This is a genomic window from Pseudoalteromonas sp. Angola-30 (genome assembly GCF_028599215.1).
GTDB lineage: Bacteria > Pseudomonadota > Gammaproteobacteria > Enterobacterales > Alteromonadaceae > Pseudoalteromonas > Pseudoalteromonas atlantica.
The window spans coordinates 171898-189732 of the sequence record NZ_JAQREI010000004.1; the positions used below are offsets into that span (position 1 = coordinate 171898).

The 17835-nt window shown below is 40.9% G+C and carries 14 protein-coding genes; 12 read left to right on the forward strand and 2 right to left on the reverse strand.

Features of this window, described 5'->3' with window-relative positions:
* Window positions 1–8 precede the first annotated feature (8 nt).
* Complete coding sequence (locus tag PSH54_RS07875; RefSeq protein ID WP_273605877.1) at window positions 9–1886, forward strand: hypothetical protein; 1878 nt, start codon at window positions 9–11, stop codon at window positions 1884–1886.
* Window positions 1887–1989: 103 nt separating this feature from the next.
* On the opposite strand, the gene moeA is transcribed toward PSH54_RS07875, so the two are convergent.
* Window positions 1990–3204 (reverse strand): molybdopterin molybdotransferase MoeA, encoded by a 1215-nt coding sequence (gene moeA, locus PSH54_RS07880; RefSeq protein ID WP_273605878.1) that lies wholly within the window; start codon window positions 3202–3204, stop codon window positions 1990–1992.
* A 47-nt stretch (window positions 3205–3251) separates the two neighbouring features.
* On the opposite strand from moeA, the gene modA reads away from it, so the two are divergent.
* From modA to PSH54_RS07895, 3 genes are read left to right on the forward strand one after another with little or no spacing between them, the layout of a single operon-like run.
* Entirely contained in the window at window positions 3252–4004 is a 753-nt protein-coding gene (gene modA, locus PSH54_RS07885) for a molybdate ABC transporter substrate-binding protein (RefSeq protein ID WP_273605879.1), read from the forward strand.
* The gene (modB, locus tag PSH54_RS07890; protein ID WP_004587743.1) at window positions 3991–4677 is read left to right on the forward strand and encodes a molybdate ABC transporter permease subunit; all 687 of its coding nucleotides are present in this window, start codon (window positions 3991–3993) and stop codon (window positions 4675–4677) included. The genes modA and modB overlap by 14 nt, the downstream gene beginning before the upstream one ends.
* On the forward strand, window positions 4670–5707 hold the full coding sequence (locus PSH54_RS07895; protein WP_273605880.1) for an ATP-binding cassette domain-containing protein: 1038 nt from the start codon (window positions 4670–4672) through the stop codon (window positions 5705–5707). Before modB ends, PSH54_RS07895 begins: the two co-directional genes overlap by 8 nt.
* A 37-nt stretch (window positions 5708–5744) precedes the next feature.
* On the opposite strand, the gene PSH54_RS07900 is transcribed toward PSH54_RS07895, so the two are convergent.
* Window positions 5745–6503, reverse strand: a complete 759-nt coding sequence (locus PSH54_RS07900; RefSeq protein ID WP_273605881.1) for a HesA/MoeB/ThiF family protein — start codon at window positions 6501–6503, stop codon at window positions 5745–5747.
* 286 nt (window positions 6504–6789) lie between these two features.
* Between PSH54_RS07900 and PSH54_RS07905 the strand changes: the two genes are divergently transcribed.
* The 8 genes from PSH54_RS07905 to moaB all read left to right on the forward strand — a co-directional run bounded on the left by PSH54_RS07905 (window position 6790) and on the right by moaB (window position 17834).
* Window positions 6790–8259, forward strand: a complete 1470-nt coding sequence (locus tag PSH54_RS07905; RefSeq protein ID WP_096041872.1) for a NarK family nitrate/nitrite MFS transporter — start codon at window positions 6790–6792, stop codon at window positions 8257–8259.
* Between the two features lie 13 nt (window positions 8260–8272).
* Window positions 8273–10012 (forward strand): bifunctional protein-serine/threonine kinase/phosphatase, encoded by a 1740-nt coding sequence (locus tag PSH54_RS07910; RefSeq protein ID WP_273605882.1) that lies wholly within the window; start codon window positions 8273–8275, stop codon window positions 10010–10012.
* A 9-nt stretch (window positions 10013–10021) separates the two neighbouring features.
* Entirely contained in the window at window positions 10022–11215 is a 1194-nt protein-coding gene (locus PSH54_RS07915) for an alginate export family protein (protein ID WP_273605883.1), read from the forward strand.
* Between the two features lie 228 nt (window positions 11216–11443).
* A complete protein-coding gene (locus PSH54_RS07920) occupies window positions 11444–12970 on the forward strand; it encodes an FAD-dependent oxidoreductase (RefSeq protein ID WP_273605884.1) in 1527 nt (508 codons plus the stop codon).
* A 21-nt stretch (window positions 12971–12991) separates the two neighbouring features.
* A complete protein-coding gene (locus tag PSH54_RS07925; RefSeq protein ID WP_273605885.1) occupies window positions 12992–15682 on the forward strand; it encodes a nitrate reductase in 2691 nt (896 codons plus the stop codon).
* A 16-nt stretch (window positions 15683–15698) separates the two neighbouring features.
* Entirely contained in the window at window positions 15699–16670 is a 972-nt protein-coding gene (moaA, locus tag PSH54_RS07930; RefSeq protein WP_273605886.1) for a GTP 3',8-cyclase MoaA, read from the forward strand.
* Window position 16671: 1 nt separating this feature from the next.
* Window positions 16672–17298: a molybdenum cofactor guanylyltransferase gene (locus tag PSH54_RS07935; RefSeq protein ID WP_273605887.1), complete on the forward strand. Its 627-nt coding sequence runs from the start codon at window positions 16672–16674 to the stop codon at window positions 17296–17298.
* Window positions 17295–17834: a molybdenum cofactor biosynthesis protein B gene (gene moaB, locus PSH54_RS07940; protein WP_004587753.1), complete on the forward strand. Its 540-nt coding sequence runs from the start codon at window positions 17295–17297 to the stop codon at window positions 17832–17834. Before PSH54_RS07935 ends, moaB begins: the two co-directional genes overlap by 4 nt.
* The last annotated feature ends 1 nt before the right edge of the window (window position 17835 follow it).

A 17835-nucleotide genomic window follows, 5' to 3' on the forward strand; every position in this document is an offset into this window, starting at 1 on the left:
GAATGAAGATGTTAAAAAAACTTTTACCTTTGTCAGTTGCTCTAGCGCTTAGTGGCTGCGGTGGCTCTTCAAATGACAGTAGTGACCAAGCGGTTGAAATAAGCGTAGCATCTACCTCTACCGTAAACTTTTATGTACCTCAGTGGCAATCAGCCAAAGGTACGCTTAATCAATTAGACAGCCAAGGCAATGTGGTTGAGTCTGTCGCGGTCGAAAACATAAATACCGCCAGCGTGAGTGTATCGCCTCTTAATTTTTATACATTTGAATTTATACCTGACGATAGCGCCTTGCCGTGTCCACGCTTTACAGGCTGTGGCAGAACGCTTCGCGGCGACGTAAACGATATAAACGAAAACCGTTTAATTGATTTTGAAGAGATAACTGGCGTTAATTTAAACTATGCCGCCCGTGCCTATGTTGCGCCAGGCGTTAATGAGGTGTTTTTCTCGCCATTGAGCACCGCAATTACGAATGCAAATGTTGACGCGACCCTTGCAAGTTTATCTGCGAGTCCTTTTTATCAGCTTACACATAGTAGCTTGAGTAATACACTAGAGGCAGAAATCGTTGCTAATGCATTTACGTATAGCGCTATCGTCGCTGGTGTGTCTGTTGAAGGATTTGATTTAGCCACTGCATTTGATGATTTTATCACCCAGCAGGATGATACAAGTGCTTGGCAAACTTACAGCAGTTTAGCTGATCAATACATCGCAGATAACCTTTACAGTGAACAAGGTAATGGTTTAATTCAAAGTGTAGCCGGGGAGGTTAAGCAAACTATTGCGAGTGTGGCTAGTTATACCAATTGGCAACAAAAAGTTGAAACTGAGCAAGCACTAGAGTCACGCGAATTACTCGAAAATATAAGAGATGCGCTAGGTGTTATTCGTTTACAGGACACAACCTACGCTGATGATTTAGACGCGAAGCTTGAACAACTAGAAAGCGCACTTGATGATGATACGCAGCAAACTATTACTGTGCTTGCTGAGGTGATTAATGAGGTACTCATAAATTACTCTCCACTTGCAGAAGTATCTGCGAGCGAAGGGCAGTACACGTTACGTAATCTTGATATTAGCTATTCAACCTCACCCTACGAATGGCTAATTACCGGTACCTATGATGGCTTGCCAGTAAATATAGACATGTCTATCCCCACATTTAGAATAAGCGGTGTACTTGGTGATAAAATAGAAGGGGTAATGAGCGCTTCTGTTATTAATGGCGATACGCGCTTAGATGTTGATGTAAGTGAATTGCTGGTGGAATTTGATGGGGTAAGTGAGCAAAGTGAATTATTACCCGATGCACAAACAGGCATTGCTAATATTACCACTGATGTAGTTATTGCTAAGCAATCAGGCGAGCTTACTGGTGAGATATCATTAGATCTAAATCGATTTGTTACTGCGTTTGCACAGGAAGTTACGTCTTTATCTGCCTTTGATTTTGCTGGCCAATATCAAAGTGATATTCAAACTACGCCTTTTCATATTACAGCATTAGAAGCTTCGCCACTGACGGGTGAGGAAAACGATGATTTAATGTTTGGCCTAGAACTGGCTCTGCCATTAGGTGGTGCGAGTGACTTTAGCTTAGCGTATGTAGGTGATGTTATTGATTTATCGCAGCTTACCAGTAGTGATGTATTTATTAGCGTAAAGCAAAAAGCTTTAGATTTACGCATTAGAGAAGTAAATAGCAATATTAGTTTAACCGCAAAAGGTGAAAACGGTCGCTGGCTTGATGTAAAACAAGCTGGCAGCAACTACAGCGGTGGCTTGTATTTAGGCGATACAAAAATTGCGGATGTAACCGCAGTACGTGGTATTCCTGGGGTATTATTTCCTAATGGTGATTTTGAGTCGTTATTTTAATAGCGGTTTAAACCTAAACTTAAGCCCAGCAAGTTGAACATACTTGCTGGGCTTTTTTATTACTCGTGCTTATATACTACCTAACTAAGCAAATTGGCATAAGTTATAGTAGCTCTATTTCTACGGTTTCGTCTTTTGCAATATTGCCACTTTCGGCGGGCACCACAATAAGGCAGTTAGCGTGGCTAAGCGATGAGAGTACCCCTGAACCTTGCTTATTTATAGGCGTTACCAGTAGGTTATTGTTTTCGTCGGTACTGGCAATACCGCGTTGAAAGTCGGTACGGCCGGGGCGCTTTTTAATCAGCGCTGTGGTGGTTGCTTTTAAACGTAACTTAGCAGTATGTTCATTTCCTGAAAGCTTTGTAAGGGCTGGCTTTACAAGTCGCTCAAGCGTAACGGCTGCCGATACGGGGTTACCTGGTAAACCAAAAAAGTAGCTGTTAGGTAATTTACCAAAAGCAAAGGGTTTGCCCGGCTTCATGGCAATTTTCCAAAAATGGATATCGCCAATTTCATTTAATACTTCTTTAGTAAAATCGGCTTCGCCGACTGATACACCACCAGAGCTTATTACGGCATCGGCTTGCTCGTTTGCTTTTAAAAACGTATTTTTAATGAGCGTTTTATCATCGGCAATTATCCCCAAATCAATCACTTCTATATTGTTATCATTAAGCTCGCTTAATATAACAGCGCGATTACTTTCATAAATAGCACCTGCTGGAAGTGAATTGCCAGGCTCTATAAGTTCATCCCCTGTAGAAAAAACCGCGACCTTTAGTGTCTCATATACACTTACTTGGTTAATACCAATAGAGGCAAGTAAGCCTACATCGACTGCTTTTAGTTTTCTGCCTGCTTTAAAAACAACACTATTTTTTGCAATGTCTTCACCTGCAAAGCGCACATTATTTTTGAGCTCAATATGACCTGTAAACGATATTTTATCATTATCTACGCTGGCGTTTTCTTGCATAACTACCGCATTAGCGCCAGGGGGCAGGGCAGCGCCGGTCATAATTCTAACGCATTGCCCAGGTGTTAAGGTGTTTTTAAAGGTTTGCCCAGCAAATACACTGCCTACTTGCTGATAAGTTGTTAACCCTTCGCTTAGGCAAAGTGCATAGCCATCCATTGCCGAATTATCGTGAGCAGGCACATTTATATTGGATTTAATATCGCTTGCTAAAACACGGCCAACACTGTGCATTATTGAAATGGTTTCTGCGGCTTTATTAAAGTTAATAGCGCTTAGCATGTTACTAATTGCGGTTTCTACTGGTAATAAACCAGGTGCATTGCATACATCGTTCATATATATTGTTTTTTATAATGTGTCTGATTTTTAAAACAATACTTATAATGTTAAAGCTTTACAATACATGGTGTGGTTATTTGTTATTACTGTTAGTGGTATTTAGCAATCCTCTTAACGCAAAAGAAACGCTGCATATAGCCGTTGCGAGCAATTTTAAACCTGTGCTGCAAACGCTGGTAACTAACCCAGCCCTGAAAAATATTAATATTAAAATATCAGCTGCTTCTAGCGGCGTATTACACTCTCAAATTATGCACGGTGCACCGTACGATATATTTTTATCAGCCGACGCTGCACGCCCACACGCACTGATCAAAGACGGCTTTGCACTCAAAAATAGCTTAACCACCTATGCGATAGGTTTATTAGCCCTGTGGCAGCCAAGCAGCTCAGTTATTAATAATAAATTAGCCATTGCTAATCCGCGGTTTTCGCCATATGGGCAATCATCGGCGCATTATGCTAAAAACTATATAAAAACACCGTATGAATTTGTGTATGCAAATAATATTACCCATGCGTTTCAATTTGTAGAAACAGGCAATGCCGCTAAAGGCTTGGTCGCGCTATCTACGTTAAAGTCGGCGTATCGCAAAACTAAAAATAAAAAATATTTAAATTACACGCTTATCGAACCTGAAAAACACCCTGAAATAACGCAGCAAGGCGTTATCATAAGCGCGACTAAGCATTTAACGACAGCTAAAAAGTTTATGGCTTTTTTAAATGACCCCTCAACCGCAAAAACATTATTAGAGCTTGGTTATAAAGCAAAGGAAAGTGATGTTAGCAAGTGATGTAACAGCGCTGTGGCTTACAATTAAACTTGCCTTTATAACGGCTGCTATTTTGTTGATTATATGCATTCCGCTTGCATGGCAGCTAGCCAGTTATAAAGGTAAGTTAAAGCCTATATTAGAAGCACTTATAGCAATGCCTTTGGTGCTGCCGCCTACGCTAATGGGCTTTTATTTATTGGTATTGTTTTCACCTACTCATGCATTTGGCCAGTTTTGGTTTTGGCTAACGGGTACACAGCTCGCGTTTAGTTTTCAAGGGGTGGTTATTGGCTCGTTATTTTACTCTCTCCCTTTTGTGATGCAGCCGTTACTGGCGGGCTTTAAACAAATAAATACTACTTATAATCAAGCTGCTATTGCCTTAGGAATAAGTCCATTTAAACGTTTTATGTATTTAACGTTACCGCTATTAAAGCCAAGCATAGGCAGTGCCTTTGCACTGGGCTTTGCCCATACATTGGGAGAATTTGGTTTAGTGCTAATGATTGGTGGCAATATACAAGGCGAAACCCAAGTGGTGTCTATTGCGTTGTACGACCATGTAGAGTCGCTTAATTATGGGGCTGCGCATCAATTGTCGTTGGTATTGCTAGCAATCTCGTTTGCGTGTTTAGTGTTGTTGTTTAAATTTAATAAAACCGTGATAAACGGAGCTGCTAATCGTGCTTAAAATACAATGCCATCAACGTTTGGAGGATTTTGAATTACATGTTGATTTAGCTATAAATCAATTTGATATTTTAGGGGTGTTTGGCCCTTCGGGCTCGGGCAAATCTAGCTTATTACAGGCGATAGCAGGGCTTACTACGGCGCAAAATGTGTGTATAAATAATCATAATATTACCCATTTAAAGCCCGATAAACGCCTACTTACTTTACAGCTGCAGTCGTGCCCGTTATTTCCACATTTAAATGTGATGGGTAATTTACTGTTTACTCACAAGCATTGTAAAAATAAAAGTAACAACCTAACGCCTGATCAGGTAATTGATTTATTAGCACTAAACCCATTACTAAATCGTGATGTGTCGGGGCTTTCGGGCGGGGAGAGCCAGCGCGTAATTTTTGCAAGAACACTACTAAGTGGGCAATCTGTTGTTTTACTTGATGAGCCATTTAGCGCCTTAGATTGGTCAACGCGTTTTACTATGTTGGGGGCTGTTCAACAACTTAATAAATCCCATGGTATTAAATTTATTATTGTTAGCCACTCTTTAAAAGAGCTACTTTATTGCAGCGATACATTACTTCATATAGCGAAAGGCAACGTGCTCCAGTGCGGTGCAACACAAGAAGTGGTGCAAAGTATTTATACAAATAAGAGCCAAACGCCACTTAGTATACTTAGTTATAGTAAGCCTGAATTTAATGAGGCTTTTGGTCTTTACCAGCTTACTCTTAGTAATAGCCAACAGCATTTATATGCAGTGCCTTCGCTGGTAAAACAAAACCATAAGTTAATTATAGAAAGCAGCCAAATAACCTACAATAAAGTAAAACCAATTAACGAGAGCAGTGCAAACGTGCTAAAAGGTATGCTTGAAAATGCCCAGCAGCTTGATGAGCAATGGCTGCTAACTGTTAACGTAGATACGCAATTACTGTATTGCACGGTGTCTAAAAGGCAATGGCAGCAAAGTGCTGTAAGCCTAGGCGAGCAGATTTATTTAACAATAAATAACCTAGAAACGCTAAATTAGGCTCTAAAAAGCAGTCATGTATTTACCATGTACTAAATTAAGCACTGCAAACAGGGCAGTGCTTATTTTTAACAATGTTAAAACGGTTAAACTCCATACTCAAACCATCTACAAGTAATAGCTGCTCGGTAAGTTTACTAGGCAGTCCTGCAATAATTTTAAGTGCTTCAGTCGCTTGAATACTACCAATAAGCCCCACAATAGGAGAGAGCACGCCTGACTCTGAACAGCTTTGAGTTTGTTCGCCAAAAAGCTGTGACACACACCCGTAGCAATGGCTATTAGGCGCCATTGTAAAGCAAGCTACTTGTCCCTCTAACCTTATGGCAGAGCCAGAAACCAAGGGCGTACGGGTGTTATAGCAGGCGCTGTTGAGCAGATTACGTGTTGCTAAGTTATCAGTGCAGTCAATAACTACATCTACTTTGCTAAGTAATTGTTCAAGGTGCGAATTTTCATTTAAAAATTCATCAATAGTATGGATCTCTATTTCATTATTTAACTGAGTTAACTGTTTTTTTGCACTGTGGGTTTTAAAGCACCCAACATCACTTTGTTTATAGAGCACCTGCCTTTGCAAGTTAGTTGCATCAATCACATCGTTATCTACAAGCGTTAACGTACCTACGCCCGATGCTGCTAAGTACTGCGCAACTGGGCAGCCTAATCCACCTAACCCCACAATAAGAGCATGACTTTGCCAAATTTTTTCTTGTCCATCTATATCAAGCTGAGGAAGCATAATATGGCGAGAATAGCGTAATTGCTGCTGATACGTTAAAGGGGGTTTTTGCATTAAAGAGTTCTCATAATTTTTTTTAACAATACCAATTAGTTAAAACCTAGAGCAAGTAAAGCTTAAAAATTCTTTGCACTGTTTACGCCCAACAAAGCTGCTTAAATAGTGCAAAGCGAAATAAATATTAATTCCCAAAAATATAAGTAACTGAAAAACCTACCTATTAATTGTTGGCTTAGTAATTGCTGAAGGCGGTTAACGTTAATTTAACAATCGTCGCAGTGTTATTACTACCAAAGTCGTACTCACTGCTTAAAATAATAATCGTTACAAGGAAAAAAACATGCAACCGAGTTCTGGGTTTAATCTCATATCGTTTAGCGGAAAAATGAAAATACTACATTTAAGCTGGATGGTGTTTTTTATCTCTTTTTTTGTATGGTTTAACCATGCTCCATTATTAGGGGCAATAGCGGGCTCGCTAGGTATAACTATGGCACAGGTAAAAACGCTGCTCATTTTAAATGTGGCCTTAACCATTCCCGCGCGTGTTGTTGTTGGCATGCTGACAGATAAATTTGGCCCGCGTATTGTTTATGCCGCTTTACTTATTTTATGTAGCATACCGTGTTTTATGTTTGCTATGGCCACCACATTTGAGCAAGCCGCTATCGCGCGTTTTGCACTAGGCTTTATTGGAGCAGGCTTTGTAGTGGGCATTCGTATGGTGAGCGAGTGGTTCCCGGCTAATGAGCTTGGTACGGCAGAAGGTATTTATGGAGGCTGGGGTAATTTTGGCTCGGCTGCCGCTGCCATGTTACTACCTGTATTAGCGCTTATGTTTGGCGGCGACGATGGCTGGCGTTATGCCGTTGGTTTAACGGGCGTACTTAGCGTTATTTTTGGTGTTATTTGGTACATAAACGTAACCGATACACCAAAAGGGGGGACGTACTTTAAGCCTAAAAAAGTAGGCGCAATGGAAGTAACCAGTAAAGGTGACTTTGTATTATTGCTTATTATGAAATTACCTATGTATGGCGCACTGGCTTTACTTACTTGGAAGTTGTCTCCTACAGGCGCTAATTTAATTTCTGCCAATTTTGTTTTAGCCGTTTATGCATTTTTAGTGCTGTTATACGCCTACGAGGTATATAAAACCTTTGATATAAACGGACATATATTTAAACAACCCGTGCCAGAATCACACCGCTACGAATTTAAACAAGTAGCTGTACTTAATATTTTATATTTTACCACCTTTGGCTCAGAGCTGGCCGTTGTATCTATGCTGCCATTATTTTTTATGGAAGTGTTTGGCCTAGATATGGTGTACGCAGGTTTACTCGCCTCTGCTTATGCGTTTATGAATTTGGCCTCGCGCCCAGGTGGTGGTTGGATCTCAGATAGAATGGGCCGTCGTAAAACACTTATTGTTCTTACCTCAGGGTTAGCTGTTGGCTACTTTGTTATGGGCTTAGTTGACGCTAGCTGGCCACTTTGGCTTGCTGTAGCTGCTGCCATGGCGTGTTCGTTCTTTGTGCAAGCTGGTGAGGGAGCGGTTTTTGCTGCTGTGCCACTTATTAAACGTCGCTTAACAGGGCAAATTGCAGGTATGACAGGCGCTTACGGTAACGTTGGCGCGGTGGTGTATTTAACGGCGCTCTCATTAGTGGATTACCAAACTTTCTTTATGATTATTGCTGCCAGTGCATTGTTAGGTTTAGGGGCGTTATTTTTCATGAAAGAGCCAGATGGGCACATCACAGAAGTAAACGAAGATGGCTCTGTTGAACTTATTTCAGTGACTTAAGGCAGCGTTAACCATGTTTGATGAAACCCAACACGCTCAAGTTCGTAATAATACGCTAGATGTTTCTTTTGGTGGGCACAGTGCCGCGGGCATAAAAGATGAAAATCAAGATGCGTTTGCTGCTTTAAATACTGAGCACGAACAACAAGAAACAAAAGGCGCTATTGCGTGCTTAGCAGATGGGTGTTCATCAGCTAAAAATGCCAAACAAGCATCGCAGCTAAGTGTTACTCATTTTATAAATGAGTATTTAAATACACCCGACAGCTGGGCGGTCAAAAAATCGGTTTCTAAGGTTTTAGCTAGCTTAAATCAGTGGTTATATTCGCAATCAGTCAACTATAACCACTTAGGGCAACGCCAAGCAGATTGGATGACCACCTTTACGGCGCTTATATTAAAATCAGCTACGGGGTATATATTTCATTTAGGCGATACTCGCATTACGCGTTTACGCGATAATCAAATGGAAGCGATAACGCGGGATCATAAAGTAAACGATACGCTCACTCGTGCTTTAGGCGCGCAGTCACATCAAGAAATTGATGTTTACGAAGTTGATCTAAAAGCCGGTGATATTTACATACTGACTTGCGATGGTGTGCATGATGTATTGCCCTATAGTGAAATTGCCAACGAAATAAACGCCCATAACAACTTAGAGCAGGCAGCAAGTGCCATTACCTCACGCGCTATAGCACAAGGCAGTGATGATAATGTGAGTTGTTTATTAGTGAAGGTAAATAGCATTGCACAGCAAAATCTAGATGAGCTTTATCAATCGTTAACGCAGCGCAAAATACCACCCGCATTAGAGGTTGGCCAAATAATTGATGGATATACGGTTATTCGTAAAATCAACGAAAGCAGCCGATCGCACATTTATTTGGTACAACAAGCACCTGATGCACCCCCCGTTGTATTAAAGGCACCCTCGGTTAATTTTGAAGACGATATACACTACCTTCAAGGGTTTATACGCGAAGGGTGGGTAGGGCAACGTATTAATCATCCTAATGTAATGAAGGTTTTAAATACGCAATCGCAAAGCCGATTTTTATATCATATTTGCGAGTACATGGACGGACAAACCCTCAGTGACTATAAGCACGACGTCCCTTATTTAGAAATAGCGCAAGTGCGCAGTATTGTAGAGCAAATAGTGCATGCGCTAAGGGCATTTCAGCGATTAGATATGGTACATCGTGATTTAAAGCTCGATAACGTGATGATAGATGCTCACGGTAAAGTTACGTTAATTGATTACGGTACTGTAAGTGTTGCGGCTATGGATGAGTCGGTTAAGCAAATAGCCGATGAATGCCCGCAAGGGACTATAGATTATACGGCTCCTGAAACACTTATTTCGCTGCATGCCGATTTTAAAAGCGATATGTTTTCACTTGGGGTGATTGCTTATGAGTTATTGTGCTCGAAGCTGCCTTATAAAACATTACCGGCAAGTCATACCCCTATTGATTACAGCCACTGGCAATACATAAGTATTCGCAAGTACCGAGCAGATATACCCTTTTGGTTAGATCAGGCTTTAATGAAAGCACTTGCGCCAAAACCAGAGCTCAGATACCACGCATTTTCTGAGTTTTTAACAGATATTAGTAAACCTAATCCACATTTACAGAGCTCAGCCAACAAAATTTCAATAATGAAACGCGATCCAGTATTACTCTGGAAGAGCATTTCGCTGTGTTTATTTATTATTTTATTGTGCGTGCTCATAATTAAAAACTAAGAGACCAACATGTTAAATTATAAAAATAACTTACCTATTATTTTAATGATAGGGTGCATTGCTGCGCCTTCAATTAGTGTTGCAGCGCAAACCGACCTTAATTTTAGGCTGCGTTATGAAAGTGCAGAGCAAGATAACGCACTAAAAGATGCCAGTAGCTTAACGCTGCGTACACGCCTTACTCATAAAACCGATGAAGTGAATAGCTTTTCTGCTTTATTAGAGGTCGAAGATAGCCGAAGCCTATTAGGTGTAGACGATTACAACAATACACTGGGTAAAAATACAAATTACTCAGTAATAGCCGACCCTGAAACCACAGAGGTAGATCAGGCTTTTGTTAAATACGCAAAAGATGCTTTATCAATTAAAGTAGGTAGGCAAGTAATAGCGCTTGATGGACAGCGTTTTGTAGGTCACGTTGGCTTTAGGCAAGACAGGCAAACCTTTGATGCTGCAACAGTAAATTACACCTTTAATGATATTAACTTGCACTATAGCTACATAAGTAAGCGCAACCGTATATTTGCCGATAGCAAAGATATTGATGCATCCGATCATCTTATCAATGCAAGCTTTAAAACAAGCCTAGGTATGATGGTTTTATACAGCTATTTATTAAGTGACGACGCAATAGATAATGACAGCTTAGATACTTATGGTGTTTCTTTTAATGGTAATAAAACGCTCAGCGATATTAAATTTTACTATAAAGCACAGTACGCCACGCAATCAGCATCAACGAGCATGAGTGATTTTGACGCTGATTACTATGCATTTGAAGGGGGGATAGATTTAGGCGGTTTAGGCATTGAAACCGTTACATTAAAAGCCGGTATTGAGTCACTGGGTTCTGATAACGGCGATTATGGTTTTGCCACGCCGCTTGCCACAATGCATAAATTTAATGGCTGGGCCGATACGTTTTTAGCAACCCCAGCACAAGGGCTTGATGACACTTATATAAGTTTAAATGGTAAAGCATACGGCGGTAAATGGCTGTTGGCGTATCACAGCTTTGATGCCAACGATAGCGCCAATGGCGTTGATGATTTAGGCACAGAGCTAAACGTACAATACGTAAAGCCTATTAATAAAACCTATGCCGTAGGCGCAAAATATGCCGATTATTCAGCAGGCGATAGCGCTGCAGGCAAAGTTGATACCCAAAAACTGTGGGTATGGGTAAGCGCTAAATTTTAAGTATTTAACCTAAACCCTCGTTATTTAATTTAAAGCGTTACAAGTTGGTGCAATAGCGCCAGCTTGTGGTGCTTTCACTTCTTTTTCACTGTATTAAATTAGTTAAGTTGTTGAAATATATTGTTTATATATCTGGCTTGCATATTGCTATAACCAACACATAATAAATTATACATTTAAAGTACCCATCTAAAGTTAAGTGTATTTTAAATCAAACAGGTGATTTTAATGCCAAGCAAGCAGCGTGTTGTAGTTGTCGGAAATGGAATGGTTGGCCATCATTTTGTACAACAGCTAGTATCACAACAAGGTGATACTCAAAATATGGAGATTACCGTACTCAGCGGTGAAGACCGACTCGCTTATGACCGCGTACAGCTTTCGTCTTTTTTTAAAGGCAAAACCGAAGATGATTTAGCGCTTACCTGCAGTAAAACCTATCAAGATTGGCAAGTGTGCTTTCATACTCATTCTAAAGTGATTGATATAAACCGCGATGCAAAAACAGTCACTACTGCAAAAGGCAAAACATTTGAATACGACAAGTTAATATTGGCTACCGGTTCATTTGCATTTGTACCACCCATTCCAGGAAAAGACCGTGAGCATTGCCTAGTTTACAGAACCATTAACGATTTACACGCCATAAAAAAATCTGCACATGCCAGCAAAGTGGGCGTAGTAATTGGCGGCGGTTTATTAGGGCTTGAAGCAGCCAACGCGTTAAAGCAGCTTGGCTTGCAAACCCATGTAATAGAATTTGCACCACAACTTATGGGCGTACAAATAGATGGTGCTGGTGGTCGATTGCTTAAAAATAAAATTACCGAGCTGGGCGTTACAGTGCATACATCAGTGGCGACAGAGCAAATTATAGAAGGTGAAAACAGCCGTTATAAAATGTGCTTTAAAGGGGGGCAAACCCTAGAAACAGACATGATTGTATTCTCGGCCGGCATTCGCCCATACGATAACCTAGCTCGTGAGTTTAATTTAGAAATAGGTGAGCGCGGCGGCATCGTAATAAACAACCATTGCCAAACGAGTGATAAAAACATATACGCCATAGGCGAATGCGCCCTTTGGAATAACTTTATTTTTGGCCTTGTAGCACCGGGCTACGCGATGGCAAAAGTAGCGGCGGGGCATGTTTTACAACAGTGGTCTTCAAACAAAGCTTTACACACTACCTCTAACAATTCCTCAAATAGTGCTGATGAATTTAGCGGTGCCGATATGAGCACCAAGCTTAAATTAATGGGTGTTGAAGTAGGCTCAATTGGTGATGCCCATGCACGCAGTGAAGGCGCAATTAGCTATTACTTTGAAGATCAACTAAGCGGTATTTACAAAAAAGTAGTCACTAATGAGCAAGGGAATAAGCTCATAGGTGCTGTACTGGTTGGCGATACCAGTGATTACGATAATTTATTGCAGTATCACTTAAATGGCATTGAGCTTAGTGTGCCCGCAGAGTCATTAATAATGCCGCTTGCAGGTGACGCGGGCGAGCTAAACGCTGATGATTTGCCACGTGATGCCATTATTTGTGCGTGCCACAAAGTGACAAAACACACTATTGAACAAGCGGTTATACAAGGTTGTAGCGATTTAAATAAAGTGCAGCAAGCCACTAAAGCAAGTACTGGTTGTGGAGGCTGTGAAAAACTAGTGCAAAGCGTTATTAGCAGTGCACTTAATAATAAAATAGCCACGCTAACCCCAGTAGATGAGCCAGTATCACAGAGCGCTTAACGCAAATAATAAGAGAGCAGTATGGAAACATTAAACACATGTTCAAACACACCTTTGCTTAAACAAACCACCTGCGCTTATTGTGGTGTAGGCTGTGGGGTTGATATTTCATTATTAAATAATACCCCAACAAAACTTGAAGGCACGCGCGAGCACCCCGCTAATTTTGGCCGCTTGTGTGTTAAAGGCACGCATTTGCTTGACACCACCGGCAGTGATAATCGCTTAACATCGCCCCTTATTGATAACGAACCCGCCAGCTGGGATACGGCAACTGATTACGTTGCCAAGAAATTTAACGCCATTATTAAAGAGCATGGACCGGAGTCGGTTGCGTTTTATGTATCGGGGCAGTTACTTACTGAAGATTACTACGTTGCCAATAAATTAATGAAAGGCTACATAGGCTCAGGCAATATAGATACAAACTCAAGGCTGTGTATGTCATCGGCGGTTGCCGGTTATAAACGTGCGTTTGGAGAGGACGTAGTACCATGTACCTACGACGATTTAGAGCAAACGGAGCTACTTATTTTAATTGGCTCAAATGCAGCGTGGACACATCCGGTGCTTTACCAGCGTATGGAGCGCGCAAAAAAGCTTAATCCAAACATGAAAGTAGTGGTTATCGACCCGCGAAAAACAGATACAGCCGAACTTGCCGATACCTTTTTAAATATAAAACCAGGCAGCGACGGAGCTCTTTATAACGGCTTACTTACTTATTTAAGTGAACATAACTATTTAGATACGCAATTTATAAACGCGCATACAAACGGCTTTGAAACAGCGCTTGCAGAGGCTAAAAAGTGGAGTATTAAAGCGGTCAGTGATTTTTGTGATATTGACGCGCAGCTAGTCAGTGACTTTTACGCCTTATTTGCACAAAGCCCAACCGCTATTAGTTTTTATTCAATGGGTATTAACCAATCAAGCTCAGGGGTTGATAAGTGTAATGCCATTATAAATGCGCATTTAGCGTCGGGTAAATTGTTAAAACCTGGATGTGGCCCGTTTTCTATAACTGGGCAGCCTAATGCTATGGGTGGGCGTGAAGTAGGGGGGTTGGCAAATCAATTAGCAGCACATTTAGACATTGAAAACGACGCGCATCAACAGTTAGTGCAGCGTTTTTGGCAATCGCCAACAATAGCTAAAAAAGCAGGGTGTAATGCGATTGATATGTTTGATGAAATCGCCAAAGGGAAAATAAAAGCTATTTGGGTAATGGCAACCAACCCGATGGTGAGCCTACCTAATAACGCAGCCATACAAAATGCACTTGAGCAATGTGAGCTGGTGGTTGTGTCTGACTGTATTGCTAAAAGTGATACGCTAAAATTTGCTGATGTGGCGTTCCCATCAACCGGATGGGGCGAAAAAAACGGCACAGTGACTAATTCAGAGCGAAGAATATCGAGGCAGCGCCCGCTAGTTGAGCCATTTTCGGGGGCTAAAAACGATTGGCAAATCATGTGTTTAGTTGCTCAAAAAATGGGTTTTGAAGGATTTGACTTTACAGACCCAAGTGGTATTTTTGAAGAATGGGCACAACTGACTGATTTTGAAAATAACGGTGATAGGCTATTAAATTTATCAGCCTTAGTTGGGCTTTCGCAGCAGCAGTACGATAACTTAAAACCGGTTATGTGGCCGGTACTAAAAAATGAGCCATATAAAAACGGGCAGGTTTTTGTTAATAATCAATTTAGCACCGCAGATAAAAAAGCCCGCTTTATACCTATAACGCCCAAACTTCCTGTGCAGCAAACATCAAGCGATTACCCGTTTGTAATGAACTCAGGGCGAATACGCGACCAATGGCATACAATGAGTCGCACTGGGAAAAGTACAGCCCTTTCTACTCATATAACGCGCCCATATATTGAAATAAACCCCATAGATGCCTGCAAATTAAACATAAAAGCAAACGATTTAATAACTGCCAATGCTAAAACTGGGCAAGTGACGGCTCATGCAAAAGTGACGAAGGCCGTGCGAAAAGGCGAATGTTTTATGCCTATTCACTGGAACAAGCAATTTGCCTCATCCGCTACGGTAAGTGGGCTCTATCAATCGGTTGTTGACCCTATTTCGGGCCAGGCTGAGTGTAAGCATGGTGCTGTTAATTTAGTTAAAGCGCAGTTTGCTCAGTACATGCAAGTTTTTAGCAAAACAGAGCTTAAAATAACCAGTGATTTTTGGCTTAAAGTTAACGCAAGCAAATGTATTAACTACCAGTTAGCGCTCAATGAGCCGCAAAATGATTTGCTTTATTATTGTCAAACACTGACAGGGTTACAAGGGCAGTGGTCGGCAATGGGCAGTGCAAAAGCAATGCATGTTCAATGTATTCAAAACCAGCAGTTAGTGTTTGTTGCGGTTATTTCGTTAGCTCAAAAAGACATATCACTTGAGTGGATAAATCACTTATTTGCAGAGCCTTTAATAACCTTTAGCCAATTACAGTCATTGTTGTATGCCACGCCTGATGAAGAATTTACCCAAGGCGCACAAGTATGTAGTTGCTTTAAAGTACGTGAACAACCCATTATAAACGCCATTAAAAGTGGTGAAAATACAGTAGAACAATTGGGGTCTAAACTAAAATGCGGCACTAACTGTGGGTCGTGTAAAACCCAGTTAAGCCAATTAATAAAGCAGCATACTACGCAAAACGCTAACAGTATTGATGTTGCAGTTGAAATGTAAATAAATAAGGAAGCATATGCTTTATGATCAATTTGGTCGGCAGTTTAACTATTTGCGCCTCTCAATTACCGATGTGTGTAACTTTAGTTGCACCTACTGTTTACCAAACGGGTATCAGTGCGATACCCCGCGTAACTTTTTAAATAAAAGCGAAATAAACACCTTAGTAAGTGCGTTTGCGCAATTAGGCACAAAAAAAGTGCGCATTACGGGCGGTGAGCCGTGTTTACGCAGTGACGTAACCGACATTATAAAGCAGTGTAAAAACACCCCAGGCATAGAAAAAGTCGCCATAACAACCAATGGTTTTAACTTACTTAATAAAATTGATGAGTTTTACAGTGCTGGCCTAGATGCGCTAAACATTAGTATAGATAGCTTAAACCCGAGCATGTTTAAATTAATTACAGGACACGACAAGCTAACTCATATTTTAAAAGGGATAGACCGGGCAATTGAGCTGGGCATAAAAGATATAAAAATAAATGCAGTGCTGGCTAAACAATTTAATAAAAACCAATTAAATGATTTTTTAGACTGGGTAAAACATAAAAAAGTAACGGTACGCTTTATTGAATTAATGGAAACAGGTAATGGTGCCACCTTTTTTGAACAAAACCATTTAAGCGGGCAAAGTGTTAAAACGCAGCTTTTAGCACAAGGTTGGTTACAGGTAGTAAGAGGTAAATTAAACGGCCCTGCAGAGGAGTTTTGTCACCCTGATTTTGAGGGGCGCATTGGCTTAATTATGCCCTACAGTAAAGGTTTTTGTAAAAGCTGTAACCGATTAAGAGTATCGTCACTAGGCAAACTACATTTGTGCCTCTTTGCCGAGCAGGGTATAGATTTACGCCCGCATTTAAATGCGCAAGATACGGCAGCCACTGTAAACGCAATTCAAGCAGCAATGGGCAATAAAACCATTAGCCATGAGCTTGATAAGCGCTTAACGGGCGCCACAACCCATTTAGCTATGTTGGGCGGCTAAAATGAGTAATAAAGCCGTGTTTACAGGGGTTGTACTCGCTGGTGGGCAATCATCCAGAATGGGCAGCGATAAAGCTAACCTCATTTTAAAAAATAAAACCTTACTGCAAAATGCATGTGAGTTATTAACAGCAGCAGGAGCAAGTGATGTACTTATAAGCCGTAATGTACAAAGTGCTACTGCGCAATACATAGCTGATATATACCCAGGTTCTGGCCCGCTTGGGGGGATTTATTCAACCTTAATGGCAACGGAGCAGGATATACTTGTAACTGCTGTTGATATGCCATTGCTTACTTGCACGTTGTTATCGCAAATTGCATCAGCAGCAAGCGATAACCCCCACTTTCAAACAAATCAGCCACAAATACATGCGTGGCACTTTGAAAATGAGCCGTTACCCCTGTATATTCGTAACACCCAAAGCGTTAAACGTCATTTAAAACAATTACTCATAAACGTAAATAGTCATAAATCAATTAAACAGTTTACCCGTAGTATTGGTGTGCAAACGCTAAAATGTAATAAAGCGCACGCACTTGTTAATACCAATACACCGGCGCAATTTAAAGCTGTTAACGAGCAATTTGACCAACACAAATCTAATTTATTGAGAAGAACCCTATGAGCCACACAACTGAGTCACAAATAGCATTAAACATTGCCGTAATGACAGTAAGCGATACACGCGATGAAATTACGGATACTTCAGGCCATTATTTAATTAAAGCCCTTACTGAAGCAGGCCATCACTTAGCGGATAAAGACATAGTTAAAGATGATGTTTACCAAATGCGAGCAGTTGCATCGCAGTGGATTGCCGATGACACCATTCACGCCATTTTAGTAACCGGAGGTACGGGCTTTACCGAGCGCGACTCAACACCAGAGGCATTTGCACCGCTGTTTGATAAAAGCGTAGATGGATTTGGAGAGCTATTTAGGCATATTTCGTACGGTGAAATTGGTAACTCAACTATTCAATCGCGTGCGTTGGCGGGTCTTGCCAATAACACCGTTATTTTTTGTATGCCTGGCTCTACGGGCGCATGTAAAACAGCCTGGACAGGTATTATAAAAGATCAGTTAGACTCAATGCACAAGCCATGTAACTTTGCCCCGCATATTACTATTGGTAAAAAATGCGAATCGCGAGAGCAATAAT

Excerpts from the sequence above, each read along its gene's own strand:
- PSH54_RS07910 (WP_273605882.1), top strand. The coding sequence starts at position 8,273 with ATGTTTGATGAAACCCAACACGCTCAAGTTCGTAATAATACGCTAGAT.
- PSH54_RS07925 (WP_273605885.1), top strand. The coding sequence starts at position 12,992 with ATGGAAACATTAAACACATGTTCAAACACACCTTTGCTTAAACAAACC.
- PSH54_RS07900 (WP_273605881.1), bottom strand. The coding sequence starts at position 6,503 with ATGCAAAAACCCCCTTTAACGTATCAGCAGCAATTACGCTATTCTCGC.
- modA (WP_273605879.1), top strand. The coding sequence starts at position 3,252 with ATGTTAAAGCTTTACAATACATGGTGTGGTTATTTGTTATTACTGTTA.
- PSH54_RS07920 (WP_273605884.1), top strand. The coding sequence starts at position 11,444 with ATGCCAAGCAAGCAGCGTGTTGTAGTTGTCGGAAATGGAATGGTTGGC.
- PSH54_RS07935 (WP_273605887.1), top strand. The coding sequence starts at position 16,672 with ATGAGTAATAAAGCCGTGTTTACAGGGGTTGTACTCGCTGGTGGGCAA.
- PSH54_RS07915 (WP_273605883.1), top strand. The coding sequence starts at position 10,022 with ATGTTAAATTATAAAAATAACTTACCTATTATTTTAATGATAGGGTGC.
- moaA (WP_273605886.1), top strand. The coding sequence starts at position 15,699 with ATGCTTTATGATCAATTTGGTCGGCAGTTTAACTATTTGCGCCTCTCA.
- moaB (WP_004587753.1), top strand. The coding sequence starts at position 17,295 with ATGAGCCACACAACTGAGTCACAAATAGCATTAAACATTGCCGTAATG.
- PSH54_RS07875 (WP_273605877.1), top strand. The coding sequence starts at position 9 with ATGTTAAAAAAACTTTTACCTTTGTCAGTTGCTCTAGCGCTTAGTGGC.
- PSH54_RS07905 (WP_096041872.1), top strand. The coding sequence starts at position 6,790 with ATGCAACCGAGTTCTGGGTTTAATCTCATATCGTTTAGCGGAAAAATG.
- moeA (WP_273605878.1), bottom strand. The coding sequence starts at position 3,204 with ATGAACGATGTATGCAATGCACCTGGTTTATTACCAGTAGAAACCGCA.
- modB (WP_004587743.1), top strand. The coding sequence starts at position 3,991 with ATGTTAGCAAGTGATGTAACAGCGCTGTGGCTTACAATTAAACTTGCC.